Origin of the sequence: Plantibacter sp. T3, from assembly GCF_902506515.1 — a bacterium.
GTDB lineage: Bacteria > Actinomycetota > Actinomycetes > Actinomycetales > Microbacteriaceae > Plantibacter > Plantibacter auratus.
Genome location: NZ_LR733286.1, coordinates 3,684,357 through 3,710,671, shown reverse-complemented (window position 1 = coordinate 3,710,671; position 26,315 = coordinate 3,684,357). Strand labels below are relative to the sequence as shown.

Below are 26,315 nucleotides of genomic sequence, written 5' to 3'. Positions count from 1 at the left end.
CCCCTCGCCCGTGCCCGGGCGAGGGGACGAACGTCCGCCATCCGGCCACGGGGCGGTTCAGCGGGGCGGTTCCTCCCACTGGAAGGTGTGGATGATCGCGTCGACGAGCGTCACGAGCACCTCGACCGTCGACGGCGGGAGGCGTTCGTCGCCGACCCGGCCGAGCACCGTCGCGCTGACGATGAGCGCGAGCTCGCGTTCGCGTTCCGGCGAGACCGGGATGAAGTAGTCGACTCGGATGAGGTCGGCGGTCGTGCCGGCTTCGTCGGTCTGTTCCCGGCGCACCCGGAGGTGGCGGGTCACGGGCAGCTCGCCGATGAGGTCGGCGCGGCGTTCGGCGCGATCAGCGCCTCCCTCCGCCGACGCCCATCCGGTGGGGAGCCCGCCGGATGCGTACTCCGACCGTTCCTCGGCACCGGGCCGTGCGATCACGATGTTCGCCGGGATGATGGCGCCGGCACGAGGGGCGACCGGCAGCAGGATGTCGACGCCGCCGCTCGCGACGGTTCGACCTCGGAGCGAACGCAACTGTTGGCGGAGGACGGGGCGGAGCTTGGCGAGGGCGGCCCGTCCGGCGGTGGGTCCGTCGTCCGGAACCAGTCTGGCGACGGCGGCCTCCACGCTCTCCGAAGCAGCCAGATACCCCCAACCGGCCGGGAGGACGAACCGGTAGCGACGAGCAACGCTCACGAGACCACCCCGCGGTGACGAGCGGCCGAGCGCTCGGCGAGGTACGCGAACCCCTGGCCGACGATCATGCACCCGATGCCGATCCAGACCGCCGTGCTGAGGTCGTGCGGCCATGCGAACTGTGTCCGCCGCGGAACCGATCGGACGCCTGCGCCGCTCGGAGGGGAGGGTCGCGTCGAACTCACGAGTCGACGACCTGCTCGTCGACCTGCAATGCCCGTGCCAGCGCATCGAACTCGGGCCGCAGGCGCTCCATCAACCCGAGGTCGAAGTCGGCGTAGTACATCGACACCCAGCAGGTGGGGAGGGTCCAGCCGTACGAGCGCACTGCGGAGAGCGTCCGGTCGGCGTTCCGCTGGTGCATGATCGCCGTGATGCCCTCACCGAGGTGGGGCGACACGAACGGTTCGACGACCGGTGGGCCCTCGAGACCCGGGGTGTCGAGCTGCATGAACTGCTCGAGACTCCGGTACGTCCCCACGCGGCTGTCGTGCACCTCGATGCGGGCGATGCGCGCCGGGCGGCTGAGGTCCGGGGCGTAGGCGACCGTCCAATGAGCGCCGACGCTGTCCCGGCTCCTCGACATCTCGATGAGGTCGTCGCGGAGCGCGGCTCGTTTCACGAAGGCGAACCCTGACCGGCGTGCGACACCCTTCGCCGCGGCGTCCGCCCAGCCCCGCGGGTCGGCGAACCCCTCGTAGGGCCAGGCGTGCGGAACCCATATCCAGCGGTCGAGGTCGACGCCGTCGAGGCGGACGGTGATCACGGACGGGGTCGGCGCGGTCATCCCTGACCGTCCGTGCCCGTGCCGGTGCCGGTGTCCGGCACGGTCGGGTTCGCCGGGCCATAGGTCTGACCGCCGGGGACGACCGGCGAGGAGCCCGGCAGGGTGAGCGGGTACGGGCTGACCGTCGGCGGTGGCTGTACACCGGTCCCGTTGCCGCCACCACCGAACACGGTCGACGGCGTGCCGAAGTCGGGCACCAACGGGTCGAGGCGGTACTCGTCCGGCGGCACGTACTGCGAGTCGCCGGGGTGCCATCCCTCCTGGTGCGCGTTCGGCGCCTGGTCGTTCGGTGTGAGGTCGGGCAGCAGGGACGGCGTCCCCGCGGTGATGTTCTTGCCTGCCTCCAGCCCAATGGAGGCGAAGATGTCGACCTGATTGTCGAGGTAGAACTCGACGGCGGCCTTCTGCGTCTCTCCACCGCGCCCTGCGGCATCGACGAAGCGGTTGGTGGTCGGCGTCGTGCCGGAGACACGGGGCACTCCGGCGAGGGAACCGGGCCCGGTCGTCGGCACGTCCATGTTACGGAGGGCCTTCGCGATCGGGCCCTTGAGGAACTTCGAGAAGGGGAGGAGTCCGATCGCGTCCCATATCAACTGGTTCTCGAGGCCCTTCTCGCCCGACAGCATCGCGCCGCCCGTCATCAGGCCCATGAGTCCGGCGATGCCGACACCCGCTGCACCGATCACGGCGACTCCCGCGACGACGAAGGCGGGGAGCCCGATACCCGCGGTCCCGATCGTCGCGAGGACGAGGCCGACGATCGCGACGACGGCGACGATCCCGACGATCCACTTGCCCACCTCCGAGAGGACGTCGTAGAGGCCCTTCCCCCAGTCGTCCCACCAGGTGTCGTTCATGCCGTCGCCGTCGACGGCCGTGGTGATCATCGAGGCGGCGGTGCGTCCGGCGTTCTCGGCGCGGATCTGGGCGTTCTCGAGGTCCACCTGGGCCTGCCCCTGCGCGATGCGGGCCTCTTCCAATCGGTACCACGCGGCGTCGGAGGCGGTCCTCGTCTCCGCGACGTCGGTGGCAGCCGGATCGTGGGCCGCCGTGTCCGCGGCCTCCCACTTCGTCAGGTAGTCGCTGTTCGCGCTCGCGTGCTCGGTCTCCGCAGCCTCCGCTGCGGCGATCGCGTCGCGCTCGGTCTGCTGGGCTGCCTCGAGCTCGTCGGCGTAGAACGTGAGCGCCTCGTGGACCGCGCGGTACCGGGGCTCGGTGAGCGCGATGTTCTCCCCGAGGTACTGCGCGTTGTCGTGGTATTCGATGACCGCGATGCTCGTCTGCTCGCCCAGTTCCAGCGACTGCAGCTGCGAGGAGGCCTCGACGATGGTGTCGGCGATGCCGCCGTAGGTGGTCGCCCAGGTGCGGATGGAACCGGGGTCGCCGGCTATCGGGCTCATCCTTCGTCTCCGTCTCCGCCGGCTGCCGCGGCCTGGTCGGATTCCCAGCCTTCGAAGTGGTCGGCGATCGCCGTGCCCATCCCGTTCAAGGTGGTGATGGCCTCCGAGAACTCCGAGCGCCGGGTGTCCCAGCCGCTCGCGAACTCCTGGAGGGTCCGGGCGAGGAGCTCGTGGGGGATCACGTCGGCGGCCGACGCGGTGTGCTTCTCCGCGGCGTCGAACTCGCTCTGGATGACGGTGAGGTTGGCTGTCGTGTCCCTGATGAGGGCCGTGTCGACCGTGAACTGTTCCATCTGGTCCTCTCTGGTGGCGCTGACCATTCTAGGAAGCGACGGGGACGGCCTCGATGGGGAGAACTCCCCACCGTGCGGAGCCGACCGGTCCTGCCGGGAAGCCGGCTCCGATGTCGGGGGCGACGGCTACCATTGGTGGGTGGTCACAGCTCTGTATCGCCGGTATCGGCCCGAGACGTTCGCCGACTTGATCGGTCAGGCGCAGGTGACCGATCCCCTCATGACGGCCCTCCGCACCAACCGCGTCAACCACGCATACCTGTTCAGTGGTCCGCGTGGTTGCGGCAAGACGACGTCCGCCCGCATCCTCGCGCGCTGCCTCAACTGCGCCGAGGGCCCGACCGACACCCCGTGCGGTGTCTGCGCGAGCTGCGTCGACCTCTCCCGCGACGGCTCCGGCTCGCTCGACGTCGTCGAGATCGACGCGGCCAGCCACAACGGTGTCGACGACGCCCGCGACCTCCGCGAGCGCGCGATCTTCGCGCCCGCGCGCGACCGCTACAAGATCTTCATCCTCGACGAGGCGCACATGGTCACCCCGCAGGGGTTCAACGCCCTGCTGAAGATCGTCGAGGAGCCGCCGGAGCACGTGAAGTTCATCTTCGCGACGACCGAGCCCGACAAGGTGATCGGCACGATCCGCTCCCGCACCCACCACTACCCCTTCCGGCTCATCCCGCCGGCGCAGATGCTCGACTACGTCCAGCAGCTGTGCGAGAGCGAGCACGTGGGTGTCGAGGCCGGCGTGCTGCCGCTCGTCGTCCGGGCCGGAGGCGGCTCCGCCCGCGACACGCTGTCCCTGCTCGACCAGCTGATGGCCGGCTCCGAGGGCGACTCCGTCGACTACGAGCGCGCGGTCGCCCTGCTCGGCTACACCCACACGGCCCTGCTCGACGAAGTCGTCGACGCCCTGGCCGCCCGCGACTCGGGTGCAGCCTTCAGCACCGTCGACCGCGTCATCCAGACCGGCCAAGACCCACGCCGCTTCGTCGACGACCTGCTCGAGCGACTCCGCGACCTCATCGTCGTGGCCGCCACGGGCGAGAACGCGGCGGCGGTCCTCCGCGGGCTCCCGCAGGACGAACTCGACAAGATGCTCGCCCAGGCGCGGGCGTTCGGCATCGCCGAGCTGTCGCGCACGGCCGACGTCGTGAACGAGGCGCTCACCCAGATGACGGGCGCGACGTCGCCCCGGCTCCACCTCGAGCTCATGATGGCGCGCATCCTCGTGCCCGCAGCCGACGACTCCGCTCGTGGTGCATTGGCCCGGGTGGAGCGGCTCGAGCGTCGCATCGGCGTCGAGGGTGCTGCCGTCGAGAGCGGCCAGGCCGCGGTCTCGGCGCAGCCCGCGGTCTCGACGCAGCCCGTGGTCGCCGACCGCGCTGCAGCCTCTGCCGGCGCTCCGGTCTCTGCCGGTGCTGTCCCCGCGAGCACGGCGGCGAGCTCCACCCCTGCTCCCGCCCCGGCCGCTGCCTCGACAGCATCCGCGGCCCCCGACCGTCGACCGGCGCAGGAACCTGACCACGCGCAGACCGCGGCACCGACCCCCGCCGCCCCTCGGGTCGGCCCGGTCACCCTGCAGCACATCCGCGACGCCTGGCCCGAGATCGTGGCGCGGGTCGAGAAGGCCGATCGCAAGGCCTGGATGATCGTCGTCAACACCCAGGTCGGCGGGTACTCGGACGACGACGTCCTCACGCTCGTCTTCGCGAACAACAGCGACCTCAACGACTTCAAGGCACGTCACGCCCCCGGCACCGGTGTCGCTGAGGTCCTGCGCACGGCGGTCCTCGACGTCCTCGGTGTGCGGGTGAAGTACCTCGCCAAGGTCGCCGGTGCCGACGAGCCGCCGGCACCGCGGGCCACTGCGCCCGCCACCGGTGCTCCGTCGTCGGAGTCGTCCGCCTGGTCGACTCCGAGCCTGCCGCAGACCGTCCCCGCCCCCGCAGCCCCGTCGTCGTCAGACAGCAGTGGCGGGTCGGCATCCCGATCCTCGTGGCCCACCGTCGCTCCCGCCGGCGGCGAGCCCGCCTCCGCTGCGCCGGCCGACGCCGAGTCGTCGCCCGCTGCGTCCTCGCCCGCTGCCCCGGCGGCTCCTGCGCCCGCGGCCCCCGAGCCCGTCGAGGAGCAGACCTCCGTCTCCGCCTCCTCGTGGGCGACGGTCGCGCCGCCGGCCGACGAGCCCGAGCCGACCCCGGCCCCTGAGCGGTCTCCGGTCCCTGAGCCGTCCCCGGTCCCTGAGCCTGTCGAAGGGCCCACGTCGTCACCTGGTGCCGCCTCGGCGACGCCATCATCCTCGGTCCCTGAGCCGGTCGAAGGGCCTACGTCGTCACCTGGTGCCGCCTCGGCGACGCCACCATCCTCGGTCTCTGAGTCTGTCGAAGGGCCAACGTCGTCTGCCACGCCTGCCTCGTCGACGCAGCTGTCTCCGGTCCCTGAGTCTGTCGAAGGGCAGGCCGCGCGACCCGCCGGATCCGGAGCACCTGAGACGCCGGCCAGCTCACCCGCGCAGCGGCCGTCCACACCGCCGCGCCAGCAGGCACCCGCCAGAGGCCCATCGAACGGCGACGCGCTCGGCTCGCGCACCGTCACGTGGGACGTCGTCTCGATCCCGTCCGACGACGACGCACCGCCGCCGGACGACGAGCCGCCCTACCCCGACCCGTTCGAGTCGTCGGCACCTGCTCCATCCCCAGCGGCCGTCGCGCCATCCGCAGCTCCTGCAGGCTCCCCGCAGGCCGCACCGCCTGCGGCCCCGGTCGCCGAGCAGCGCCCGCAGCCCCCGGTCCGGATGCGCCAGGCGCCCCCGGTGCCGACGTCCCACCCCGCGGGCGACAACCGGTACGGCGAGAGCGTCGTCCGCGAGCTTCTCGGCGCCACATTCATCGAGGAGCAGCCGCACGAGCCGCGCTCCGGAGGGCGGTAGGCCATGTACGAGGGAATCGTCCAAGATCTGATCGACGAGTTCGGGCGGCTGCCCGGTATCGGTCCGAAGTCGGCGCAGCGCATCGCGTTCCACATCCTCCAGACGGAGTCGTTCGACGTGTCGAAGCTCGCCGAGCTGCTCACCGTCGTCCGCGAGAAGGTCAAGTTCTGTGAGATCTGCGGCAACATCTCCGAGCAGAACCTCTGCAGCGTTTGCCGCGACCCGCGTCGCAACCCGGCCCTGATCTGCGTCGTCGAAGAACCGAAGGACGTCGTCGCCATCGAGCGCACGCGTGAGTTCCGCGGCTTCTACCACGTACTCGGTGGCGCCATCAGTCCGATCGACGGCGTCGGTCCCGACGACCTGAACATCCGTCGTCTCATGCAGCGCCTCGCCGACGGCACCGTCACCGAGGTCATCATCGCGACCGACCCGAACCTCGAGGGGGAGGCGACCGCCACCTACCTCAGTCGGCTGCTCCTCCCGATGGGGATCCGCATCACGCGCCTCGCCTCCGGCCTCCCCGTCGGCGGCGACCTCGAGTACGCCGACGAGGTCACCCTCGGTCGTGCCTTCGAGGGTCGCACCGTCGTCAGCGGCTGACACCCCGCCCCGTCGTCCGCCCCTCCGCCCCCTGGTTGCCATCGGTCCTTTCTCAGGAGTCGGCCGGTGTGTCGGGGCTGGTGGGTTGCGCCGCGCCGAGGGACTCCTGAGATAGGGCAGCTGTGCCGCCGTCAGGCTCGGGTCTGCTTGCCGGGCGAGGGGTCTGCTTCCGGTCGGTCCCTTTCTCAGGAGTCGGCCGGTGTGTCGCGGCTGGTGGGTTGCGCCGCGCCGAGGGACTCCTGAGTGAGGGCAGCCGGGCGCGCCTCAGGCGTCGGCGGAGGGCGCCGGCCACTCGGCGACCACCGGTCGAGCCGACAGCTGTCGGCCGATCGCGGAGAAGCCGAGCTTGCGGGCGACGGCGCGTGAGCCGGGGTTCGTGTCGGCGGCCCGCCACTGGGGGAGGAGTCCGGCCGCGAGGGCGTGCTCGACCGCGGTCGAGGCCAGACGGGTCGCGAGACCGGTCCCGCGAGCCTCCGGGGCGGTCAACGCGGTCACATGCGCGACGCCCAACGGCCACGACCGGTAGCCGGCGACGGCGAGGACCCGTCCGTGCTCGCGCACCGAGAACAGCGGCGAGGTGATGCCGAAGATCCCGCTCTCCGAGGCTTCGTCGTCGCCCACCTTCGACAGCAGCGACTCGATGGCGGGGTCACTCGCCTTGCTCGCCACGACGTCGATCTCCTCGGCCGGTCGGAATCGCCCGGGCAGCAGGTAGTCGAGGGTCGCCGGCCCGAGCACCTCGGCGACCTGCACCCGCGAGCGGAGGAACTCGACCGTTCCGACGCTCCTCGGTGACTCGTCCTCGATGGCGAGCCGCCTGGCGGTGTCCTCGTCGGGCACGATCGCCAGGGCGCTGCCGTCGATCTCCACGACGCCGATCCATCCGGGCGGGCACGCCATCGAGCCGGCGTTCACGACGACGGCGACCCGGCCGGCGGAGAACCGCGCGGTCGGCGAGGCGAGCCCCTGCCAGAGGCGTCGCACCGTCGCGAGCACCCGCGCGTCTTCCTGCTGCATAGGCCAACCCTACCGAGGCCCACCCGTCTCCCCACCGCAGGAGATCGGCCCGACAGCAGGACCGGACGGGCCGATGCGTCCTGCTGCGGGGCGGATCTCCTGCCCCGGAGCGGGTGAGGGTGCCCTTCGTCACATGAACGGCGCGGAATGCCCGGATGGGTAGGATGATCGCTGGGCCGCTCGTGCCCGCACCGACTTCCCCAGGAGATCCGATGGCATTGATCGTGCAGAAGTTCGGCGGGTCCTCCGTCGCGGACGCCGAGAGCATCAAGCGCGTGGCGAAGCGCATCGTGGAGACCCGCAAGGCGGGCAACGAGGTCGTCGTCGCCGTCTCGGCGATGGGCGACACGACCGACGAACTGCTCGACCTCGCCCACGAGGTGACGCCCATCCCGGCGCCCCGCGAACTCGACATGCTGCTGTCCAGCGGAGAGCGCATCTCGATGGCGCTCCTCGCGATGGCGATCAGCAGCATGGGTTACGTCGCACGCTCCTTCACCGGCAGCCAGGCCGGCATGATCACCGACGCCCAGCACGGCGCCGCGCGCATCGTCGACGTCACCCCCGTGCGTCTGCGCGAGGCCCTCGACGACGGCGCCATCGTCATCGTCGCCGGCTTCCAGGGCTTCAACCGCGACACCCGCGACATCACCACGCTCGGTCGCGGCGGCTCCGACACCACGGCCGTCGCGCTCGCCGCAGCCCTCGACGCCGACGTCTGCGAGATCTACACCGACGTCGACGGCATCTTCACCTCCGACCCCCGCGTCGTCCCGAAAGCTCGGAAGATCGACCGCATCTCCAGCGAGGAGATGCTGGAGCTCGCGGCCTCGGGCGCCAAGGTCCTCTACATCCGCGCCGTCGAGTACGCACGCCGCCACGGCGTGACGCTCCACGTCCGGTCGTCCTTCAACAACAACGAAGGCACGCTCGTCCTCAACGACGCGAGCCGCAACAACCCAGGAGCAGGTGAGGCACCCATGGAGCAGCCCATCGTCGCCGGAGTCGCGACCGACCTCAGCGAAGCCAAGATCACCGTCGTCGGTGTCCCCGACCTGCCGGGCAAGGCGGCGGAGATCTTCACGATCGTCGCGAAGTCTGGCGGCAACGTCGACATGATCGTCCAGAACGTGTCGACCGCCGTCTCCGGCGTCACCGACATCTCGTTCACCCTGCCGAAGCCCGAAGCGCAGCAGGTCCTCCGCGCGCTCGCGGCCGAGCAGGAGCGGGTGGGCTTCTCGGCCATCCAGCACGACGACCAGATCGGCAAGCTCGCCCTCGTCGGGGCCGGCATGCGCACGAACACCGGCGTCTCGGCGAAACTCTTCGAGGCGCTGAGCGCAGCGGGCATCAACATCGAGATGATCTCCACCAGCGAGATCCGCATCTCGGTCGTGACGCGTGCCGACACCCTCAACAAGGCCGCCAACGTGGTCCACTCCGCGTTCGGTCTCGACGGCGAGGACGAAGCCGTCGTCCACGGCGGCACCGGCCGCTGAGCAGGCTCGTCCACAGGCTCCGGAACCAAGCCGACCACGGACCGACGGGCGGGATCCCGCCGATCCTGATGCAAGATGGTTCACAACAACCCCCTGAAACCAGAGGAATCCCCATGAGCAACGGTGTACGTGTCGGTGTCGTCGGAGCGACCGGTCAGGTCGGCAAGGTCATGCGCCGCCTGCTGGAGGAACGCGAGTTCCCGATCAGCGAGATCCGCTTCTTCGCGACGGCTCGTTCGGCGGGCACGACGCTCCCGTTCCGTGGCCAGGACATCGTGGTCGAGGACGTCGAGACGGCCGACCCGAGCGGCATCGACATCGCCCTGTTCTCGGCCGGTGCCACCGGCTCCCGTACGCAGGCTCCGCGGTTCGCGGCTGCCGGTGCGCTCGTCATCGACAACTCGAGCGCGTGGCGGATGGACCCCGAGGTCCCGCTCGTCGTCAGCGAGGTGAACCCGCACGCCATCAAGGACGCGGTCAAGGGCATCGTCGCGAACCCCAACTGCACGACCATGGCGGCCATGCCGGTCCTCAAGGTCCTCGACGCCGAGGCCGGGCTCACCCGCCTCATCGTCAACACCTACCAGGCCGTCTCCGGGTCCGGGCTCGCCGGTGCGGCTGAACTCGCCGGCCAGATCGAGGCCGCGGTCGCCCAGGGCGACCTCACCCGACTCGTCCACGACGGTTCGGCGATCGACTTCCCGGCCCCCGAGAAGTACGTCGCCCCGATCGCCTTCGACGTCATCCCGCTCGCCGGTTCGATCGTCGACGACGGACTGGGCGAGACCGACGAGGAGAAGAAGCTCCGCAACGAGAGCCGGAAGATCCTCGAGCTCCCCGAGCTGCTCGTGTCGGGCACCTGCGTGCGCGTGCCCGTGTTCACGGGCCACTCGCTGTCGATCAACGCCGAGTTCTCGCGCGACCTGTCGCCGGAACGTGCGATCGAGCTGCTCAGCGACGCCCCGGGTGTCCAGCTGTCGGACGTGCCGACGCCGCTCGAGGCCGCCGGTGCAGACCCGTCGTTCGTGGGGCGCATCCGTCCGGATCAGAGCGCGCCGGCCGGCAAGGGCCTCGCCCTGTTCATCTCGAACGACAACCTCCGCAAGGGTGCCGCCCTCAACGCGGTGCAGATCGCCGAGATCGTCGCCGCCGAGCTGCTCGCACAGCCCGCGACGGTCTGACCGGCCCTCCCTCCACCCGATCGGGGACGACGACATGGCCCGCCAGCGACCACGCCTGCGCCGACGCTGGTTGGCCGCGTTCATCGCGGCGGCCATCGCCGTCACCGCGGTGATCACCGTGAGCGGTCTGCGTGCCGACGTCCAGCAGACGACGGTCGCCCGCGCCGACACCTCCGGCTCCGAGGTCGCCGTCGGACCGCTCGTCGCGTTCTACGGCGACTCGTACACGAAGGGCTCGGCAGCGTCGTCGCCCGCCGCGCGCTGGTCTTCGCTCGTCGCGAAGGCTGAAGGCTGGACAGAGTACAACGCCGGCTACCCGGGTCTCGGCTTCGTCCGCAAGCGCGACAAGGTCGGTGATGTCACGGCCGACGTCATCGCCCAGCACCCCGAGGTCCTCATCGTCGCGCTCGGCATCAACGACAACTTCGAGTGGACCGGCAACGAGCAGGCGATCCAGGAGGCGATCCTGCCGGAGTTCCAGCGGCTGCGCGACGGGCTGCCCGGCACCCGCATCATCGTGGTGGAGCCCTGGTGGTACACCGCCGAGCGACCGGCGTCCGTCGAACAGATCATCGGATGGGTCCACGACGCCGCCGACACCATCGGGGCCGACTACATCTCCGGTGCGTCGCACTGGCTGGACGACGACCCGGCGACGTGGATCTCAGCCGACGGCCTCCACCCGAGCGACGCCGGGTACGCGCACCTCGCTCAGCGCATGCTCGAGGAACTCGACGCCCTCACCCCTGCGCTCCCCGGACGCTGACCCGGCGGTCGGGCAGTCTGGTCGAAGTGTCTCGACATCGAGCGATCTCACTGCACGCGATCAGCGACAGCACGCGGGTGGGGAGCTCGGGCCTCGCCGCGACTAGACTGCTCTGGTGACCGAAACCATCGACGTAGCCCTCATTGGTGGTGGCATCATGAGCGCCACGCTCGCCGCCCTCATCCACCAGGTGCAGCCTGACTGGAAGGTCGAGGTGTACGAGCGCCTGAGCGACGTCGCACTCGAGAGCTCCAACCCGTGGAACAACGCCGGGACGGGCCACGCCGCGCTGTGTGAGCTCAACTACATGCCGCAGGACGCCCACGGCCAGGTCGACCCGGCGAAGGCCATCGGCATCAACGAGCAGTTCCAGCTCAGCCGCCAGTTCTGGTCGCACCTCGTCGAGGAGGGCCTGCTCGGCGCACCCGACACCTTCATCAACCCGACCCCGCACATGACCTTCGTGCGCGGCGAGAAGGACGTCGAATACCTGCGGAAGCGCTACGAGGCGCTGAAGGATCAGCCGCTCTTCGCCGGCATCGAGTTCTCGGAGGACCCGGCCGTCATCGCCGAGTGGGCTCCACTCCTCATCAACCGTCGTGCCGTCGGCGAACGCATCGCCGCCACCCGGATCACCGCGGGCACCGACGTCGACTTCGGCTCGCTCACGCACAAGCTCTTCGGTGCAGCACCGAACACGCACGTCCGTACCAACCACGAGGTCCGGTCGCTGAAGCGGTTGAAGGACGGCACGTGGCGCATCCGTGGCCGCCAGACTCTCGGTCGTTCACCGATGGAGATCAACGCCCGCTTCGTCTTCGTCGGTGCCGGCGGATGGGCGCTCAAGCTGTTGCAGAAGTCCGGCATCCCCGAGATCAAGGGCTACGGCGTCTTCCCCATCGGCGGGCAGTTCCTCCGCACCGACAACCCCGCGGTGGTCTCGAAGCACCAGGCCAAGGTCTACAGCCAGGCCTCGGTCGGTGCCCCGCCGATGTCGGTCCCGCACCTCGACACCCGCGTCGTCGACGGTCAGGCGAGTCTCCTCTTCGGCCCGTACGCGACGTTCAGCCCGAAGTTCCTCAAGCGCGGATCGATGCTCGACCTCGTCACCCAGGTGCGCCCGCACAACCTCCTCCCGATGCTGGCGGTCGCGAAAGACAACCCGAGCCTCATCACGTACCTCGTCGGGCAGCTCCTGCAGTCCCGGAAGCAGAAGATGGACAGCCTCCGCGAGTTCCTGCCGACGGCCAAGGACGAGGACTGGTACCTCATCGAGGCCGGGCAGCGCGCCCAGGTGATGAAGAAGGACAAGGCCAAGGGTGGCGTCCTGCAGTTCGGCACCGAGGTCATCACGGGTGCGGACGGCACGATCGCGGGACTGCTGGGCGCTTCCCCCGGCGCGTCGACGGCCGTACCGATCATGCTCGACGTCCTGCGCAAGTGCTTCCCCGACCGGATGACCGCGTGGGAGCCGAGGCTCCGCGAGATGATCCCGACCTACGGCTCGACGCTGAACGACGTCCCCGCGACGGCCGCGAAGGTCCTCGAGAGCACCGCCGAGGCCCTCGACATCTCGCTGTAGCCGCCCCACGGGCGCTCGCCCGGTCCGTCGTCGGATGCGACAGGTGAAGCTTGGGACCCTAAGCTTGCCTGGTGGCGAAACTGTACTTCCGATACGGGGCGATGAACTCCGGCAAGAGCACCGCTTTGCTCCAGGCGGCGTTCAACTACGAGGAGCGCGGCCACCGCGTCCTCCTCGCCAAGCCGTCCCTCGACACGAAGGGCGACGCCGCCATCGTCAGTCGCCTCGGCGTGACCCGCGACGCCGACTTCCTGCTCGGTCCTGACGACGACGCCGTCCGGGTGTTCGCAGAGCACCGTCGCCGGGTCGTGCAGGAGACCGGCCAGGACGTCAGCTGCCTGCTCGTCGACGAGGCCCAGTTCCTCCACGGGGAGCAGGTCGACGACCTCCTGCGCATCGCGTTGCTCGAGGGCATCCCGGTGCTCGCCTACGGCATCCGGACCGACTTCCAGACCGTCGCGTTCCCCGGGAGCCGGCGTCTCCTCGAAGTCGCCCACAGCCTCGAAGAACTCAAGACGATCTGCCGGTGCGGTCGGAAGGCGATCTTCAACGGCCGCCGGTTCGGCGACACCTTCGTGTTCGACGGCGACCAGGTCGCCATCGACGGCACCACCGTCACCTACGAATCGCTCTGCGGCGTCTGCTACCTGCAGGAGTCCGGCGGTCGACTGTCCAGCACACCCACCGTTCGTCCCATCAGCGAAGGATCACACGCATGAAGCTCTCCGTCATCGGCTGCGGCTACCTCGGGGCCGTGCACGCGGCCGCCATGGCGTCGATCGGGCACGAGGTCGTCGGTATCGACGTCGACCCGGCCAAGATCGAGGCGCTCGCCGCCGGACGCTCGCCGATCTTCGAGCCCGGTCTGCCGGAGCTGCTGCTGGCCGGCGTCGAGTCGGGCCGCCTGCGCTTCAGCACGGACATGGCCGACGCGGCCGGGGCGACCATGCACTTCGTCGCAGTCGGTACGCCGCAGAAGGCCGGCTCCAACGCGGCCGACCTGCGGTACGTGGACGCTGCGGTGACGGCCCTCCTGCCGTACCTGTCGGCTGGTGACGTCGTCGTCGGGAAGTCGACCGTCCCCGTCGGCACCGCTGCGCGCCTTGCGGAACTCGTCGCCCCCACCGGCGCCGTGCTCGCCTGGAACCCGGAGTTCCTGCGGGAAGGCTTCGCCGTGCAGGACACCATCGCGCCCGACCGACTCGTGTACGGGCTGCCGCCGGCTCCCGAGGACGCCGCCGTCGCGCGAGCCGCCTTCGACGAGGTCTACGCCCAGGCGCTCTCGACCGGCACGCCGCTCGTCGCCACCGGCTACTCGACCGCGGAGCTCGTGAAGGTCGCGGCGAACGCGTTCCTCGCCACGAAGATCTCCTTCATCAACGCGATGGCGGAGATCGCCGAGGTCACGGACGCCGACGTCACGGAGCTCGCCGACGCGATCGGCTACGACGCCCGGATCGGCCGCCGCTTCCTCAACGCCGGTGTCGGGTTCGGCGGCGGATGCCTGCCGAAGGACATCCGGGCCTTCACCGCTCGTGCCGAGGAGCTCGGTCGTGGCGAGTCGGTGGCGTTCCTCAAGGAGGTCGACGCGATCAACCTGCGTCGCCGTCAGCGCGTCATCGACCTCGTCGTCGAGGAGCTCGGCGGGAGCGCCTACCGGAAGCGGGTGGCGGTGCTCGGGCTCGCCTTCAAGCCCGACAGCGACGACGTCCGCGACTCGCCGGCCCTCGACGTCGCCGTCGGACTCAACGGCCTGGGTGCGGAGGTGCTCGCCTTCGATCCGGAAGCGGTCCCCAACGCGCGTCGACTCCACCCGCAGCTGACGTTCGCAGACTCGGCCGAGCAGGCTGTGACGGACGCGGACATCGTCGTCGTCGTGACCGAGTGGAAGGCGTTCCGTGCCCTGGACCCCTCGGCCGTCGCCGAGTTGACCGCGGGCAAGACGATCGTGGACGGACGCAACTGCCTCGACGTGGACGCCTGGCGGGGCGCCGGGTGGCGTTACGTCGGTCTCGGTCGTCCGTGACCGGCGACGAGTAGCCGGACGACGAGCACGATCGTCGCGCCGAGCAGCCCTCCGGCTGCATTGGCGTAGACGTCGGCGATCGTCGCGACGCGCTCGGGGAGCAGGGTCTGTCCGAGTTCGATCGCGACCGAGAACAGGGTCGTCGTCAGCGGTGCGATCCACCAGAGCCGCAACGGCAGCTCCAGGGCGAGCAGCGCGCCGAGCGGGATGAACAGCACGACGTTCGCGGCCGATTCGACGAAGCGGTAGTCGAACCAGTCCGGCGCGCCCGCGGCCTGTAATCGGTCGAGGATCGCGAGCAGCGTCGTCCGGCCGTCGGCGTCGACGGGCGTGGGCCAGAACGCGATGCCGAGCATGACGCACAGGCAGAGCAGCAGCAGGATCCCGATCACGATGCGCGGCGTGCGGGTCATCTGCGGTGCGGCTCCAGATCGGTCGACGAGCGTGCTGACGGCATCCCGCAATCGTAGGCCATGAGTGGCCGGGAGCCCGGTCGCCGCATGCGCCGTCCACCCCTGAAAGGGGGCGTGCACCGACCCTCGGAGGCCGTCATCCGGCGGTTAGGCTGTGCCTACCCGAACAAGGAGCACTCTTGGCTGACCCACGCCCGGCGACGGCCGGCATCCGCCTGCCCGGCCATCGGCGTTCGCGTCTGTGGTGGATCGCACTCGCCGTCCTCCTCGTCGTCCTCGCGCTCGGAGCCTGGCTCGGCGTCCGGGCGTCCCTGGCGAAGAACGCGCTCGAAGCCGCCCAGTCGGAGGCGAAGTCGCTCCAGTCGGCCGTACTCAAGGGTGACGCGAGCGGCACCGAGGCAACGCAGCGTGACCTCACGAAGCACACCGGCGAGGCGGTGTCGCTGACGAGTGATCCCATCTGGCGGGCGGCCGAGGCGGTCCCGTTCCTCGGCGTGAACTTCTCCGCGGTGCGACAGGCTGCCGCTGCGACCGATGACGTCGCGGTCGATGTCGTGCCGAAGGTCGTCGAGATCGCGGATCACGTCAACCTGTCGTCCCTGCTCCCCGGGGACGGCTCGATCGCGACGGAGCCGCTCCGCGCCGTCGCGCCGACCGTGGCCGAGGCGGCTGTAGCGGCTGACGCCATCGCCGGGCGTGTGGACACGATCGGCACGGACGGTGCGCTGCCGGTGGTCGCCGACGCCGTCGAGAAGCTCACCCGGACGATCACCGGTGCGTCCACGATGCTCGACACCGCCGCGCGGGCCACGGCGCTCCTGCCGGACATGGCGGGCGGGGCCGGGCCTCGGAACATCATGGTGATGATCCAGAACAACGCGGAGTTGCGCTCGAGTGGCGGCATCGCCGGGGCGGTGGCCCTCATCCACGCGGAGAACGGCGTCATCTCCTTCGTCGGTACCCGGGGGAGCGACGACTTCTCCGGCTTCCCGGCCCCCGTGCTGCCGCTCACCCCGTTCGAGCAGAACGTCTACACCGACAACCTCGGCCGGTACATCCAGGACACCAACCTCACGGTCGACTTCAGTCGCACCGGGGAGCTCGCCGCAGCCATGGGGACCCAGGTGTTCGGCGTGCCCATCGACACCGTGGTCGCCGTCGATCCCTACGTCCTCGCGCACCTGCTGGAGGCGACCGGGCCCGTCGCCCTCCCGGACGGCACCGAGCTCACCGCCGACAACGCGGCGAAGACGCTGTTGAGCGACGTCTACGCCCGGTTCCCGGACCGGCTCGTGCAGGACGCGTTCTTCGCCGCGGTCTCGGGTGCGGTGTTCGAGGGGATGATCTCCCGCTCGCCCGACCCCGCCGCGCTCGTCCAGGCCTTGTCCGAGTCCGGCGCGGAGAACCGTCTTCACGTCTGGAGTGCGGTCCCCGCCGAACAGGCGTTGATCGCCCAGACGAGCCTCGCCGGGATCCCGCCGACGACCGACGACGCGGCCGTCTACACCGGGGTCTACCTCGAGGACCTGACCCGCGCGAAGATGGACTACTACCTGGAGACGAACGTCGACATCCGCGACGCCCGGTGCACGAAGCACGGCGCCGAGTACGTCGTCGCCGTCACCCTGACGTCCACTGCGCCGGCGGATGCCGCGACCTCCCTGCCGGACTACGTGACCGCGGGCGGGCGTTTCGGCACCCCCGCGGGAGACATCGCGACGCGCGTCGTGATCCACGGTCCGCTGGGCGCAACCCTGCTCGGTGCAAGCGACGGCGAGGACCTGCCGGTCAAGGCCGTGACCGACCCGAACGGTCGTCTCTACGCCCAGACCGACGTGACCCTCACTCCGGGGGCGACAACGGAACTCGTCTTCACGGTGCTCGCTCCGAAGGCCTCCGACGTACCCCCAAACCTGGTCACAACCCCCGGAATCACGGGCAAAACGACCATTTCAGCCTTCCCTCGGTGCGGCTCCTGACATAGCATGACAACACCGCAGGAAGCCACGCACCCGAATTCGTGACCCTGGGGAACCTCGCGCGGACGCCCACCCGAAATCGGCGGACGCAGGGGGTATTCGACGTTCCTTGGGGATATCAACATGAAGCGCACCCTTGCCCTAGCATCGCTCTGCCTCCTGGCAGTCTTCGCGGCCCCGACCGCCGCGAGTGCAGCGACCGACTCGTCCACCTACGGCCCTGCCGGCTGTGCGACCCTCACACCGGTGTCGGTGACCCAGGGGGAGTCGACCGTCTTCCGCTGCGACGGCACCTTCGATCCCGGCACTCCGGTGACGGTCACCGTCGCCGGGCCCGGCTGCAGCATTCCCGCTGCGAAGCCCAACACCGCCGGCGCGACCGAGCAGGCCGCCGAGCAGAGCGCCGTGCCGACGTCCGGCACGTTCAACACCGACGCCGCCCGTGCGTTCGCGGTGACGATCGAGACCAGCAAGACCGCCTCCGGCACCTGCATGGTCACGGCGACCCAGGGCGCGACCACCGAGAGCGCCTCGTTCCAGGTCTCGGAGCGCGAGTTCGCCTCGACCGGCTTCGACGGTGGAGCCCTGCCGTGGATCGGCGGAGGCCTCCTCGTCGTGGGTGCCGGCGTCATCGGTGCGATGGCGATCCGTCGCCGCAAGACGGCCTGATCCGTCAGTCGGGATCCGTGGTCCGAGCGGTCGTCCGCTCGGACCACGGCCTGACCGGAGGGCATCTCGCCCTCCTGGGCTTCGGCGTGGCACGGTCCTCGCCCGGCTTGGCGTCAGGCGGACAGGTCGTACCCCCAAAGGTGGTCACATCCGCGGAATTCCGCGGTTTTCCAGCCCTGGCGAGATGGCGGCTGCCCTAGCATGATGACGGCCATGGAGGCCACGAGTGATCAGCGCTCGGCTCCAGGCCCTGTCCGCATGTCGCATCACGCAGCGCATGCGCCATCCGCACACCAAGGGGCCCGCACATGAAACGAACTCTCTCCGCCGCCGCACTCGTCCTCCTCGCCGTCGTCGCGCTGCCCACCGCAGCCAACGCGCTCGAGGGCGACAGCTACGGTCCTGGCAGCTGCAACTCGATCACGCCGGCGAGCGTCGCGCGCGGCGCGGCGGTCTCGTACTCGTGCTCGGACTTCTGGGCGGCGAACCAGACGGTGTCGATCACCATCGAGTCCTCCGCAGCCGGTGTCTCCGCTCGCACGCTGTCGACCGTCGCGGGCGAGACCGGCGACATCCAGGTCTCCATCGACACGGCTGCTGACCCCGCAGGCACCTACACGCTGACCGCGACCCAGGGTGCCGTGACCGACTCGTCCGACTTCACCGTCCTGGACCCCGCGGATGCCGCTGCGGCCGCCGCATCGGCCTCCGACCCGTCTGCCGGGGGCAACGCCCTCGCCGACACCGGGTTCGCCGGAACCGCCCTCCCGTGGGTGGCCGGAGGGCTCCTCGCCTTCGGTGCTGCCGCGCTCGGTACCGTGGTCGTGCGTCGCCGCCAGCAGGCGTGAGATCACGGATCGGCCGGGCGGCGATGGCGGCGCCCGGCTGATCCGGTCCGGGATCAACCGATTCCAGGAAGTGGCGAACAGCCGCTGAAAAATCGGCTATCCTAGACAAGGCCTTCGGGCCATCGGGGTGTGGCGCAGTTTGGTAGCGCGCTTCGTTCGGGACGAAGAGGTCGTGGGTTCAAATCCCGCTACCCCGACAGTACGAGCCCGGTCAGACGAGAAATCGTCTGGCCGGGCTTCTCTGTTTCCCGGGTTGGCGGTCCGCTGGGCTGGCGGGTTGCACATCCCGCTACTCCGACAGTACAAGCCCGGTCAGATGAGAAATCGTCTGGCCGGGCTTCTCTGTTTCCCGGGTTGGCGGTCCGCCGGGCTGGCGAGTTGCACATCCCGCTACCCCGACAGTACAAGCCCGGTCAGACGATAAATCGTATGGCCGGGCTTCTCTGTTTCCCCGCGGAGAGGCCCGGTCCCTGAGCCTGTCGAGGGGCGGCACTTCGACAAGCTCAGTGACCGGCGGAGGGTGCTCAGTCACCGGCGGAGGGTGCTCAGTCACCGGCGGAGGGTGCTCAGTCACCGGCGGAGGGTGCTCAGTGACCGGCGGAGGGTGCGCGGGCCGGAGAGTCCCGGTCCCTGAGCCTGTCGAAGGGCAGTCGGGCCGGGTCAGACCACCGTGCGGCGGGGGAGGAGGGTCACGAGCGACGCTTCCGGCCGGCAGGCGAATCGCACTGGCGCGTAGATGGAGGTCCCGATCCCCGCCGACACGTTCAGATACGCCGAGCGCAGGGCATGCCGCCAGACGCTGAGCCCCTTCGCCTGCTGCCGGGGGATGTCGCAGTTCGTCACGAGTGCGCCGTAGCCCGGCACACAGACCTGGCCACCGTGGGTGTGCCCCGCGAAGATGAACTGCGCACCCTGCGTCACGAAGGCGTCGAGCACCCGCCGATACGGAGCGTGCATCACGCCGACCGTCACCGTGTGGGCCAGCGACGGGTCGTCGGTCTCCAACGTCTCGGCGTCCAGTCGCTCGTCGATGAGCGCCGTCAGCGTGTCCAGTCGGTCGAAGTGCTTGTGCGGGTCGTCGACGCCGAACAGGTCGAGGCGGGTGCCCCGGATCGAGATCTCGCCGACCGCGTTGTTGAGGTCCATCCACCCGAGCTCGTCCATGAAGAACCGCTCGAGCGCAGCCGTGTCGAGCGTCGTCGGGGAGACGTGCTTCGAGGACGTCTGCACGAAGTACTTGAACGGGTTCTTCGCACTCGGCCCGTAGTAGTCGTTCGAGCCGTGCACGAACGCGCCCGGGACACCGGCGAACACGGAGAGCGCGGCCCGGATCCCGTCGATGCCCTGCTCGTGCCCCAGGTTGTCGCCCGTGTTGATCACGACATCCGGTTGCAGATCGGCGAGTGACTGCAGCCAAGCCTGCTTGCGGCGCTGCCAGGGGGCCATGTGGAGATCGGACAGGTGCAGGACGGTGATCGGCTCGGCGTCGGGCGGGAGGACGGGAGCGGTCACCCTGCGGAGCGTGAAGGCGTTGCGCTCGACGATCGACGCGTATCCGAGGGTGAGGGCCCCGAGGCCCGCCACAACGGCTGCCGCCGTACCGAGTCTGCCGCCGGTGCTCATGGATGCCGCCATCGATCGTCTCCTCCTCGGTCGTCGAGTGGTGCCGACCGTCCCACGAGCGTACCGGTAGCCCCTCCGAAGACGCCCGGAGGGGAGCCAGGCGCAGACGACGGAGGGCCCGATCGAATACCGATCGGGCCCTCCGTGCTCGCGTCAGGACGCTAACAGCTGGTCTTCGAGACCGTCACCGTCACCTTGCCGTCCTTGCGCGCTGCGGTGCCGGCTGGTGGATCGACGCCGGTCACCTTCGGTGTCGTGGCAGCGGGATCGACCGCGCATTTCTGACCCACGTTCGTGAACCCGGCGCCCTGGATGGCCGCCTTCGCCGCGTCGAAGTTGCCCGCTCCGCTGACGTCGGGGATGACGCCCAGGAGCCCGTTGCTCGTGTAGACCGTGACGATGGAGCCCTTCGGCACCGTGCCGGACGGGTTGGTGCTCGCCGCCTGGCCGGCCGGCAGGGCGGAGTCGCCCGCGCCGCCGTTCTCGAAGCCGAAGCCGGCGTCCTCGAGGAGCTTCTGCGCCTCTTCGATGGTCTTCCCGGCCACGTCGGGCACCTGGACCGACTGGCCGTTGATGAGCGACGGGTCGGGGTCGCCGAATGCGTCGCCGCCGAACTTCGCGTTGGCGGTCGCCATGACCCGCGGCCAGATCTTGTGACGGATCGTCGCGGCCTGCCCGGCGTCGAAGTAGGTGCGCCGCAGGTTGACGTGGCCGGTCGCGTTGAAGACACCGACGACGGTCGCCGCCTTCGTGCTCGCGCCACTCATCCAGGTCGCCTCGTTGTTGTCGGTGGTACCCGTCTTGCCGATGAGCGGGATGCCGTCGCCGATGCGGGACGAGCTCGTCGTGCCGCCGTTGAACGTCGCCTGGAGTGCGACGTTCGCCGTAGCGGCGACATTGGCTTCGAGGCCCTGCCGGCAGTTCGCCGGCGGAACGGGGATCTCGGTACCGTCGGGCTTCACGACCCGGTCGATCGCGATCGGGTCGCAGGTGATGCCGCCCGAAGCGAAGGTCGCGAAGGCCGTCGCCATGCTGAGCGGAGCGACCTCGTTGGTGCCGAGGACCGTCGCAGGGGACTGCAGCAGCGGACCGCCGTCGGCGCGATGGACACCCATCGACTCGGCCGTCTTACGGATGCCGCAGAGGTCGAGCTGCTTCGCCATCGCGATGAAGCCGGTGTTGATGGACTGCTTCGTCGACTGGAGCGCGGTGTACTGGCCACCGTTGCCGCCCTCGTCGTTGCCGGGGTTCCAGTCGGAACCGGCGTAGACCGTGCCGCCGTCGGCGCACGAGTCCTTGAACGTGCCCCACGGGGACCGTTTCCGGCCGTCGACGCCCTCGTTCAGGCCGTGCCCCTCTTTGAGCCATTCGGCGAGCGTGAAGGTCTTGTACGTCGATCCGGGTTGGAAGCCCGTGGACCCGCCGTAATCGACGTCGGTGTTGTAGTTGACCGCAGAGTAGTTCGCACCGGTGGCCAGGACGTCTGGGTCGTTCGAGTAGTCCTTGTTCTGGGCCATCGCGAGGATGCGGCCCGTTCCGGGCTGCACGGTGACGGACACCGCGCCGATGTCGAGCTGGTCGCTCACCCGCGGGATGAGCTCGTCGATCGCCGCCTGTGCGGCACCCTGGACGTCGAGATCGAGCGTCGTGAACACGCTGTACCCACCGCGGTTGAACGCGGCCCAGCGTTCGTCCTCCGTGGCGCCGAAGATCGGGTTGTTCTGGAACACCCGGGTGACGTAGTCGCAGAAGTAGCCGGCTCCCGGGCTGACGTTGACGGCCGTCTGGCAGCCCGTGCTCGCCGGGTTGATGGTCGGCGTGATCGGCTGGCGGTACGCCCAGAAGTACTGCTCCTCGGTGATCTTGCCCTCCTTGATCATCTGATCGAGGACGTAGTTCCGCCGTTCGAGCGTGAGGGCGTACCCGTTGGCCGCGCCGTTCGTCTCGCTGTCGGGCCGGTCGAGGCGCAGCGTCTCCGGGTTGTTCACGATCGCCATCAGCGCAGCGGCCTGCTCGAGGTTCAGGTTGGCGGCAGTCGTCGCGAAGTAGTAGTTGGCTGCGGCCTCGATGCCGTAGGTGCGACCGCCGAACCCGGCGATGTTGAGGTAGCCGCGCAGGATGTCCTGCTTGCCGTAGCGCTTCTCGAGGCCGATGGCCATGCGCATCTCCTTGAGCTTGCGCTCGGGCGTCGCCTTCGTCGCCTCTTCATACGCGGCCTTCATCTTGGCCTCGTCGGTGATGGCCTCGGCCTTCTGCACGAGCACGTTCTTCACGTACTGCTGGGTGATCGACGAACCACCCTGCAGGTCGCGTCCCGTCGCGCTGATCGCGACGGCACGGATGGTACCCGTGAGGTCGACACCGCCGTGCTCGTAGAAGCGCGGGTCCTCAGCCGAGATCGCCGCGTCCTTGACGAACTGGTTGATCTGGTCCCAGCCGACCTCGATGCGGTTCTGCTGGTAGAAGGACGCGAGCAGCTGCGGGTTGCCTGCGCTGTCGGTCGCGTAGATGTTGGACTTCTGCGCCAGTTCGTCGAGGGCCAGGTAGTCGGGCAGACCGTCGAACACGTTGATCGTGCTGTTGGTCGCGATCCCGGTGACGGCGAGTGCCGGCGTGACCGTGGCGGTGACGAGGACACCCGCTGCGACGCTCAGCCCGAGAAAGCCGAGGAAGCCGCCGAGCACACCGGTGGCCGTGCGATGTTGTTGAGGCATGGATCGATGCTAAGCGACAATCCTGAAAAAGGCCCGCTCAGCGACGCGTTGAAACCCGATCGTTGCCGCCGGGCGACCCGGGGCGGCTGCCGGTCTGCGTTCGACCGACAGCCGCGGACGATCATCCGGGTGCGCCGTTCCCGTTCCCGTTCCCAGCGCCGCCGCCGTTCCCGTTGCCGTTCCCCGGAGCCGCAGGCCCGCCGTCCTCGCCGGTCCCATCGGTGTCCCCGCCGTCACCCGGAGCCGGTGTCGGCGCCTCGCTCGGTGCCTGCGTGGGGTCGGCCGTCGGCGTCGGAGTCGGTGTCGAGTCCTCGCCGCTGCTTCCGGAACCGTCGCCCTGCAGCGTGGCGCGATCCGCCTCGGGGAAGTCACCGCCCGGGTACTTGGCGAGCGCGGCCGACATGACCGCCGGCCAGATGTAGTGCCGCATGGAGGCCACCTGGGTGCCACCGATGTAGGTGTCGCGGAGGTTGACGTGTCCGCTGACGTTGAAGGTGCCGACGACCGTCGCGACCGTCGTGCTCGCGCCGCTCATCCAGGTCGCCTCGGCGTCGTCCGTGGTCCCGGTCTTGCCGATCAGCTCACCGACGCCGTCGGTGCGGGCACCCGAGGCGGACGCGGTGCCGTTGGAGACGACGCCCTGGAGGACGTCGTCGGCCGCGGCCGCCACCTTCGCATCGACGGATTGACGGCAGTTCGCCGAGGGGACCTCGGCGGTGGAACCGTCGGGCTTCGTGATCGAGTCGATCGCGATCGGGTCGCACGTCTTGCCGCCGGCGGCGAGCGTCGCGAAGGCGGTCGCCATGCTCAGCGGAGCGACCTCGTTGGTGCCGAGCACGGTCGCGGGGGAGTTGTTCAGGGGCGCGCCGTCGGCACGGTGCACGCCCATCGACTCAGCGGTCTTGCTGATGTCGCAGAGGTCGAGCTCCTGCGCCATCGCGATGAACGCGGTGTTGATCGACTGCTGCGTGGCCCGTCTCACGGTGTAGGACCCCGATTCGCCCTCGTCGTTCCGCGGACTCCATCCGGCCTCCGCCTGCTCCGTCCCACCCGGGACGCAACTGTTGGTGAAGGTGCCCCAGTCGGATCTGCGGTTCGCGTTGATCGACTCGTTGACGCCCTTGCCCGACTTCAGCCAGTCCGTGAGCGTGAAGATCTTGTACGTCGAACCGGGCTGGAAGCCGGCCGAGCCGCCGTACGCCTGATCGGTGTTGTAGTTGATGGCGCTGTAGTTGGAGCCCGTCGCGAGGACGTCGGGATCCTGCGAGTAGTCCTTGTTCTGGGCCATGGCGAGGATCCGCCCGCTCCCTGGCTGCACGCTCACCGAGACGGCGCCGAGGTCGAGTTCAGTGGTCGTCTTCGGGACGTATTCGTCGATGGCCGCCTGCGAGGCGCTCTGGAGGTCGAGGTCGAGGGTCGTGAAGACGCTGTACCCGCCGCGCTTGAAGTTCGTCCACCGTTCGTCCTGTGTGGCGCCGAAGATCTCGTTGTTCTGCAGCACCTGGGTCACGTAGTCACAGAAGTAGGCGGACGACCCGGCCGCGGAACAGCCGGTGACGGGAGGCACGATCGTCGGGGTGATCGGGATCGCCACGGCGGTGTCGTGCTGCTCCTTCGAGATCTTCTGCTCCTTGAGCATCTGGTCGAGGACGTAGTCCCGTCGCGTCTTCGTCAGGGCGTAGCCGTTGGCCGCGCCGTTGTCGGCGCTGTCGGGCTTGTCGATCCTGAGGTTCTCGGGGTTGTTGACGATCGCCAGCAGCGTCGCCGCCTGCTCCAGCGTGAGGTTCGCCGCCGTGGTGTTGAAGTAGTAGTTGGACGCCGCCTCGATCCCGTAGACGCGTCCGCCGAAGCCGGAGATGTTGAGGTACCCGCGGAGGATGTCCTCCTTGCCGTAGGTCTTCTCGAGACCGATCGCGAGTCGCATCTCCTTGAGCTTGCGCTCAGGGGTCGTAGCGGTCGCCTCCTCATAGGCCGCGTCGCTCTCCGCCTTGTCGGGGATCGCCTCGGCCTTCTGCACCAGGACGTTCTTCACGTACTGCTGTGTGATGGAGGAGCCACCCTGCGTCGAGCCGCCGGCGGCGTTGTTGACGACCGCTCGGACGGTGCCCGCGAGGTCGATGCCACCGTGGTCGAAGAAGCGGGGGTCCTCGGCCGAGACGGCGGCGTCCTTCGCGAACTGGGAGATCTGGTCCCAGCTGTCCTCGATGCGATTCTGGTCGTAGAAGGAGGCGAGGAGCACCGGGTTGCCGGCGGAGTCCTTGGCGTAGATGCTCGACTTCTGGGCGAGCGAGTCGAGCTGGAGGTAGTCGGGGAGGCCGTCGAAGACGGAGATGCCCGTGGAGGTGGCGAGACCGGTCATCGCGATGGCAGGGGTGACCGCGGCGGTGGCGAGCACACCGGCGGCGACGCTCAAGCCGACGAAGCCGAGGACGCTCTGCGCGACCGTCTTCGCGGGGGTACGTGGTTCAGGCATAGGATCGAAGGTAAGCGGGGAAACTGTGAGCGAGCTTCACTTGGGGCTCGCCATGAAGATCCCCTGCGCCTCCGCCTCTCCGTGCGGAGCGCCCGATCGAGGAGAGACATGACCCGCTGGGAGTACCTCACCACGCCGTTGATGATCCACAACACGGCTGCCATCCTGAACAACTGGGGCGGGGAGGGTTGGGAGCTCGTCCAGGTCGTCACCGGTCCGGAGGGCGGGCTCGTCGCCTACCTCAAGCGCCCCATCGCTGACTGACCCGACGTCCCGGAGGAACCCCCATGTCCCAGATCGCCGACCGACTCGCCGAGCTCGGTATCACCCTGCCAACCGTCGTCCCGCCCGTCGCCGCCTACATCCCCGCGGTGGTCTCCGGCGAGCACGTCTTCACCTCGGGCCAGCTGCCCATGACCGACGGCAAGCTCCCCGCCACCGGCAAGGTGGGTGAGGGCGACGGACTCGTCTCGCCTGCGGACGCCAAGACATACGCCCGGACGTGCGCCCTCAACGCGCTCGCCGCGGTGGAGAGCCAGATCGGTTCGCTCGACCGCGTCACCCGCATCGTGAAGGTCGTCGGCTTCGTCGCCTCCGACCCGGCGTTCACCGGCCAGCCCGGCGTCATCAACGGTGCGTCAGAGGTCCTCGGCGAGATCTTCGGCGACCTCGGCGTGCACGCCAGATCCGCCGTCGGCGTCGCCGTGCTCCCGCTCGACTCGCCCGTCGAGGTGGAGCTCATCGTCGAGTTCGCGTAGCGCCTCCCCGCGCCACATGCACGAGAGCCGGACGGAATGACTGATTCCGTCCGGCTCTCGTGCTTGGA

General features: G+C 69.5%; 22 protein-coding genes and 1 tRNA gene. 14 read left to right on the top strand and 9 right to left on the bottom strand.

Annotated features, from left to right (window positions below):
• Window positions 1–57 precede the first annotated feature (57 nt).
• From GV015_RS17520 to GV015_RS17505, 4 genes are all read right to left on the bottom strand, one after another.
• Window positions 58–690, bottom strand: coding sequence for a hypothetical protein (locus tag GV015_RS17520; protein WP_159879684.1), 633 nt, complete (start codon window positions 688–690; stop codon window positions 58–60).
• 181 nt (window positions 691–871) lie between these two features.
• Window positions 872–1,477 carry a hypothetical protein gene (locus GV015_RS17515; protein WP_159879682.1) on the bottom strand — a complete coding sequence of 202 codons (606 nt, stop codon included), beginning with the start codon at window positions 1,475–1,477 and terminating at the stop codon, window positions 872–874.
• Window positions 1,474–2,877, bottom strand: a complete 1,404-nt coding sequence (locus GV015_RS17510) for a hypothetical protein (protein WP_159879680.1) — start codon at window positions 2,875–2,877, stop codon at window positions 1,474–1,476. Before GV015_RS17510 ends, GV015_RS17515 begins: the two co-directional genes overlap by 4 nt.
• Window positions 2,874–3,170 (bottom strand): hypothetical protein, encoded by a 297-nt coding sequence (locus GV015_RS17505; RefSeq protein ID WP_159879678.1) that lies wholly within the window; start codon window positions 3,168–3,170, stop codon window positions 2,874–2,876. Before GV015_RS17505 ends, GV015_RS17510 begins: the two co-directional genes overlap by 4 nt.
• 139 nt (window positions 3,171–3,309) lie before the next feature.
• Here GV015_RS17505 and GV015_RS17500 point away from each other — a divergent pair, with 139 nt between their 5' ends.
• Window positions 3,310–6,096, top strand: a complete 2,787-nt coding sequence (locus GV015_RS17500; RefSeq protein ID WP_159879676.1) for a DNA polymerase III subunit gamma and tau — start codon at window positions 3,310–3,312, stop codon at window positions 6,094–6,096.
• Between the two features lie 3 nt (window positions 6,097–6,099).
• Window positions 6,100–6,699: a recombination mediator RecR gene (gene recR / locus GV015_RS17495; RefSeq protein WP_056014479.1), complete on the top strand. Its 600-nt coding sequence runs from the start codon at window positions 6,100–6,102 to the stop codon at window positions 6,697–6,699.
• A 264-nt stretch (window positions 6,700–6,963) separates the two neighbouring features.
• Here the strand turns inward: recR and GV015_RS17490 are convergent, their stop codons facing one another.
• Window positions 6,964–7,716 carry a GNAT family N-acetyltransferase gene (locus GV015_RS17490; RefSeq protein WP_064296091.1) on the bottom strand — a complete coding sequence of 251 codons (753 nt, stop codon included), beginning with the start codon at window positions 7,714–7,716 and terminating at the stop codon, window positions 6,964–6,966.
• A gap of 212 nt (window positions 7,717–7,928) precedes the next feature.
• Between GV015_RS17490 and GV015_RS17485 the strand changes: the two genes are divergently transcribed.
• The 6 genes from GV015_RS17485 to GV015_RS17460 all read left to right on the top strand — a co-directional run bounded on the left by GV015_RS17485 (window position 7,929) and on the right by GV015_RS17460 (window position 14,770).
• Complete coding sequence (locus GV015_RS17485; protein WP_079706865.1) at window positions 7,929–9,215, top strand: aspartate kinase; 1,287 nt, start codon at window positions 7,929–7,931, stop codon at window positions 9,213–9,215.
• A 113-nt stretch (window positions 9,216–9,328) separates the two neighbouring features.
• Window positions 9,329–10,396, top strand: coding sequence for an aspartate-semialdehyde dehydrogenase (locus GV015_RS17480; RefSeq protein WP_079706866.1), 1,068 nt, complete (start codon window positions 9,329–9,331; stop codon window positions 10,394–10,396).
• 34 nt (window positions 10,397–10,430) lie between these two features.
• Window positions 10,431–11,162 (top strand): SGNH/GDSL hydrolase family protein, encoded by a 732-nt coding sequence (locus GV015_RS17475; protein ID WP_079706867.1) that lies wholly within the window; start codon window positions 10,431–10,433, stop codon window positions 11,160–11,162.
• Between the two features lie 115 nt (window positions 11,163–11,277).
• Entirely contained in the window at window positions 11,278–12,744 is a 1,467-nt protein-coding gene (locus GV015_RS17470) for a malate:quinone oxidoreductase (RefSeq protein ID WP_159879674.1), read from the top strand.
• 71 nt (window positions 12,745–12,815) lie between these two features.
• Complete coding sequence (locus tag GV015_RS17465) at window positions 12,816–13,463, top strand: thymidine kinase (RefSeq protein WP_079706869.1); 648 nt, start codon at window positions 12,816–12,818, stop codon at window positions 13,461–13,463.
• The gene (locus tag GV015_RS17460) at window positions 13,460–14,770 is read left to right on the top strand and encodes a UDP-glucose/GDP-mannose dehydrogenase family protein (RefSeq protein ID WP_124769898.1); all 1,311 of its coding nucleotides are present in this window, start codon (window positions 13,460–13,462) and stop codon (window positions 14,768–14,770) included. Before GV015_RS17465 ends, GV015_RS17460 begins: the two co-directional genes overlap by 4 nt.
• Here GV015_RS17460 and GV015_RS17455 read toward each other — a convergent pair.
• Complete coding sequence (locus GV015_RS17455; RefSeq protein ID WP_124769897.1) at window positions 14,746–15,183, bottom strand: VanZ family protein; 438 nt, start codon at window positions 15,181–15,183, stop codon at window positions 14,746–14,748. The genes GV015_RS17460 and GV015_RS17455 overlap by 25 nt on opposite strands.
• 179 nt (window positions 15,184–15,362) lie before the next feature.
• Between GV015_RS17455 and GV015_RS17450 the strand changes: the two genes are divergently transcribed.
• The 4 genes from GV015_RS17450 to GV015_RS17435 all read left to right on the top strand — a co-directional run bounded on the left by GV015_RS17450 (window position 15,363) and on the right by GV015_RS17435 (window position 18,876).
• A complete protein-coding gene (locus tag GV015_RS17450; protein ID WP_159879672.1) occupies window positions 15,363–17,162 on the top strand; it encodes a DUF4012 domain-containing protein in 1,800 nt (599 codons plus the stop codon).
• A gap of 123 nt (window positions 17,163–17,285) precedes the next feature.
• Window positions 17,286–17,831, top strand: a complete 546-nt coding sequence (locus tag GV015_RS17445) for a hypothetical protein (protein WP_159879670.1) — start codon at window positions 17,286–17,288, stop codon at window positions 17,829–17,831.
• A 308-nt stretch (window positions 17,832–18,139) separates the two neighbouring features.
• Window positions 18,140–18,679, top strand: a complete 540-nt coding sequence (locus tag GV015_RS17440) for a hypothetical protein (protein ID WP_159879667.1) — start codon at window positions 18,140–18,142, stop codon at window positions 18,677–18,679.
• Between the two features lie 123 nt (window positions 18,680–18,802).
• Window positions 18,803–18,876: transfer RNA gene (locus GV015_RS17435), tRNA-Pro, on the top strand.
• A 463-nt stretch (window positions 18,877–19,339) separates the two neighbouring features.
• On the opposite strand, the gene GV015_RS17430 is transcribed toward GV015_RS17435, so the two are convergent.
• From GV015_RS17430 to GV015_RS17420, 3 genes are all read right to left on the bottom strand, one after another.
• Window positions 19,340–20,314, bottom strand: a complete 975-nt coding sequence (locus tag GV015_RS17430; RefSeq protein ID WP_236555522.1) for a metallophosphoesterase — start codon at window positions 20,312–20,314, stop codon at window positions 19,340–19,342.
• 149 nt (window positions 20,315–20,463) lie between these two features.
• Window positions 20,464–23,016 carry a transglycosylase domain-containing protein gene (locus tag GV015_RS17425; RefSeq protein ID WP_159879665.1) on the bottom strand — a complete coding sequence of 851 codons (2,553 nt, stop codon included), beginning with the start codon at window positions 23,014–23,016 and terminating at the stop codon, window positions 20,464–20,466.
• A gap of 121 nt (window positions 23,017–23,137) precedes the next feature.
• Window positions 23,138–25,489, bottom strand: a complete 2,352-nt coding sequence (locus GV015_RS17420) for a transglycosylase domain-containing protein (RefSeq protein WP_159879663.1) — start codon at window positions 25,487–25,489, stop codon at window positions 23,138–23,140.
• A 108-nt stretch (window positions 25,490–25,597) separates the two neighbouring features.
• Here GV015_RS17420 and GV015_RS19060 point away from each other — a divergent pair, with 108 nt between their 5' ends.
• On the top strand, window positions 25,598–25,753 hold the full coding sequence (locus GV015_RS19060) for a hypothetical protein (RefSeq protein WP_162852301.1): 156 nt from the start codon (window positions 25,598–25,600) through the stop codon (window positions 25,751–25,753).
• 23 nt (window positions 25,754–25,776) lie between these two features.
• Window positions 25,777–26,247, top strand: coding sequence for a RidA family protein (locus tag GV015_RS17415; RefSeq protein ID WP_079706877.1), 471 nt, complete (start codon window positions 25,777–25,779; stop codon window positions 26,245–26,247).
• Window positions 26,248–26,315 lie beyond the last annotated feature (68 nt).

Excerpts from the sequence above, each read along its gene's own strand:
- GV015_RS17515 (WP_159879682.1), bottom strand. The coding sequence starts at position 1,477 with ATGACCGCGCCGACCCCGTCCGTGATCACCGTCCGCCTCGACGGCGTC.
- GV015_RS17510 (WP_159879680.1), bottom strand. The coding sequence starts at position 2,877 with ATGAGCCCGATAGCCGGCGACCCCGGTTCCATCCGCACCTGGGCGACC.
- GV015_RS17505 (WP_159879678.1), bottom strand. The coding sequence starts at position 3,170 with ATGGAACAGTTCACGGTCGACACGGCCCTCATCAGGGACACGACAGCC.
- recR (WP_056014479.1), top strand. The coding sequence starts at position 6,100 with ATGTACGAGGGAATCGTCCAAGATCTGATCGACGAGTTCGGGCGGCTG.
- GV015_RS17490 (WP_064296091.1), bottom strand. The coding sequence starts at position 7,716 with ATGCAGCAGGAAGACGCGCGGGTGCTCGCGACGGTGCGACGCCTCTGG.
- GV015_RS17485 (WP_079706865.1), top strand. The coding sequence starts at position 7,929 with ATGGCATTGATCGTGCAGAAGTTCGGCGGGTCCTCCGTCGCGGACGCC.
- GV015_RS17480 (WP_079706866.1), top strand. The coding sequence starts at position 9,329 with ATGAGCAACGGTGTACGTGTCGGTGTCGTCGGAGCGACCGGTCAGGTC.
- GV015_RS17475 (WP_079706867.1), top strand. The coding sequence starts at position 10,431 with ATGGCCCGCCAGCGACCACGCCTGCGCCGACGCTGGTTGGCCGCGTTC.
- GV015_RS17460 (WP_124769898.1), top strand. The coding sequence starts at position 13,460 with ATGAAGCTCTCCGTCATCGGCTGCGGCTACCTCGGGGCCGTGCACGCG.
- GV015_RS17455 (WP_124769897.1), bottom strand. The coding sequence starts at position 15,183 with ATGACCCGCACGCCGCGCATCGTGATCGGGATCCTGCTGCTGCTCTGC.
- GV015_RS17445 (WP_159879670.1), top strand. The coding sequence starts at position 17,286 with ATGAAGCGCACCCTTGCCCTAGCATCGCTCTGCCTCCTGGCAGTCTTC.
- GV015_RS17440 (WP_159879667.1), top strand. The coding sequence starts at position 18,140 with ATGAAACGAACTCTCTCCGCCGCCGCACTCGTCCTCCTCGCCGTCGTC.
- GV015_RS17430 (WP_236555522.1), bottom strand. The coding sequence starts at position 20,314 with ATGGCGGCATCCATGAGCACCGGCGGCAGACTCGGTACGGCGGCAGCC.
- GV015_RS17425 (WP_159879665.1), bottom strand. The coding sequence starts at position 23,016 with ATGCCTCAACAACATCGCACGGCCACCGGTGTGCTCGGCGGCTTCCTC.
- GV015_RS17420 (WP_159879663.1), bottom strand. The coding sequence starts at position 25,489 with ATGCCTGAACCACGTACCCCCGCGAAGACGGTCGCGCAGAGCGTCCTC.
- GV015_RS19060 (WP_162852301.1), top strand. The coding sequence starts at position 25,598 with ATGACCCGCTGGGAGTACCTCACCACGCCGTTGATGATCCACAACACG.
- GV015_RS17415 (WP_079706877.1), top strand. The coding sequence starts at position 25,777 with ATGTCCCAGATCGCCGACCGACTCGCCGAGCTCGGTATCACCCTGCCA.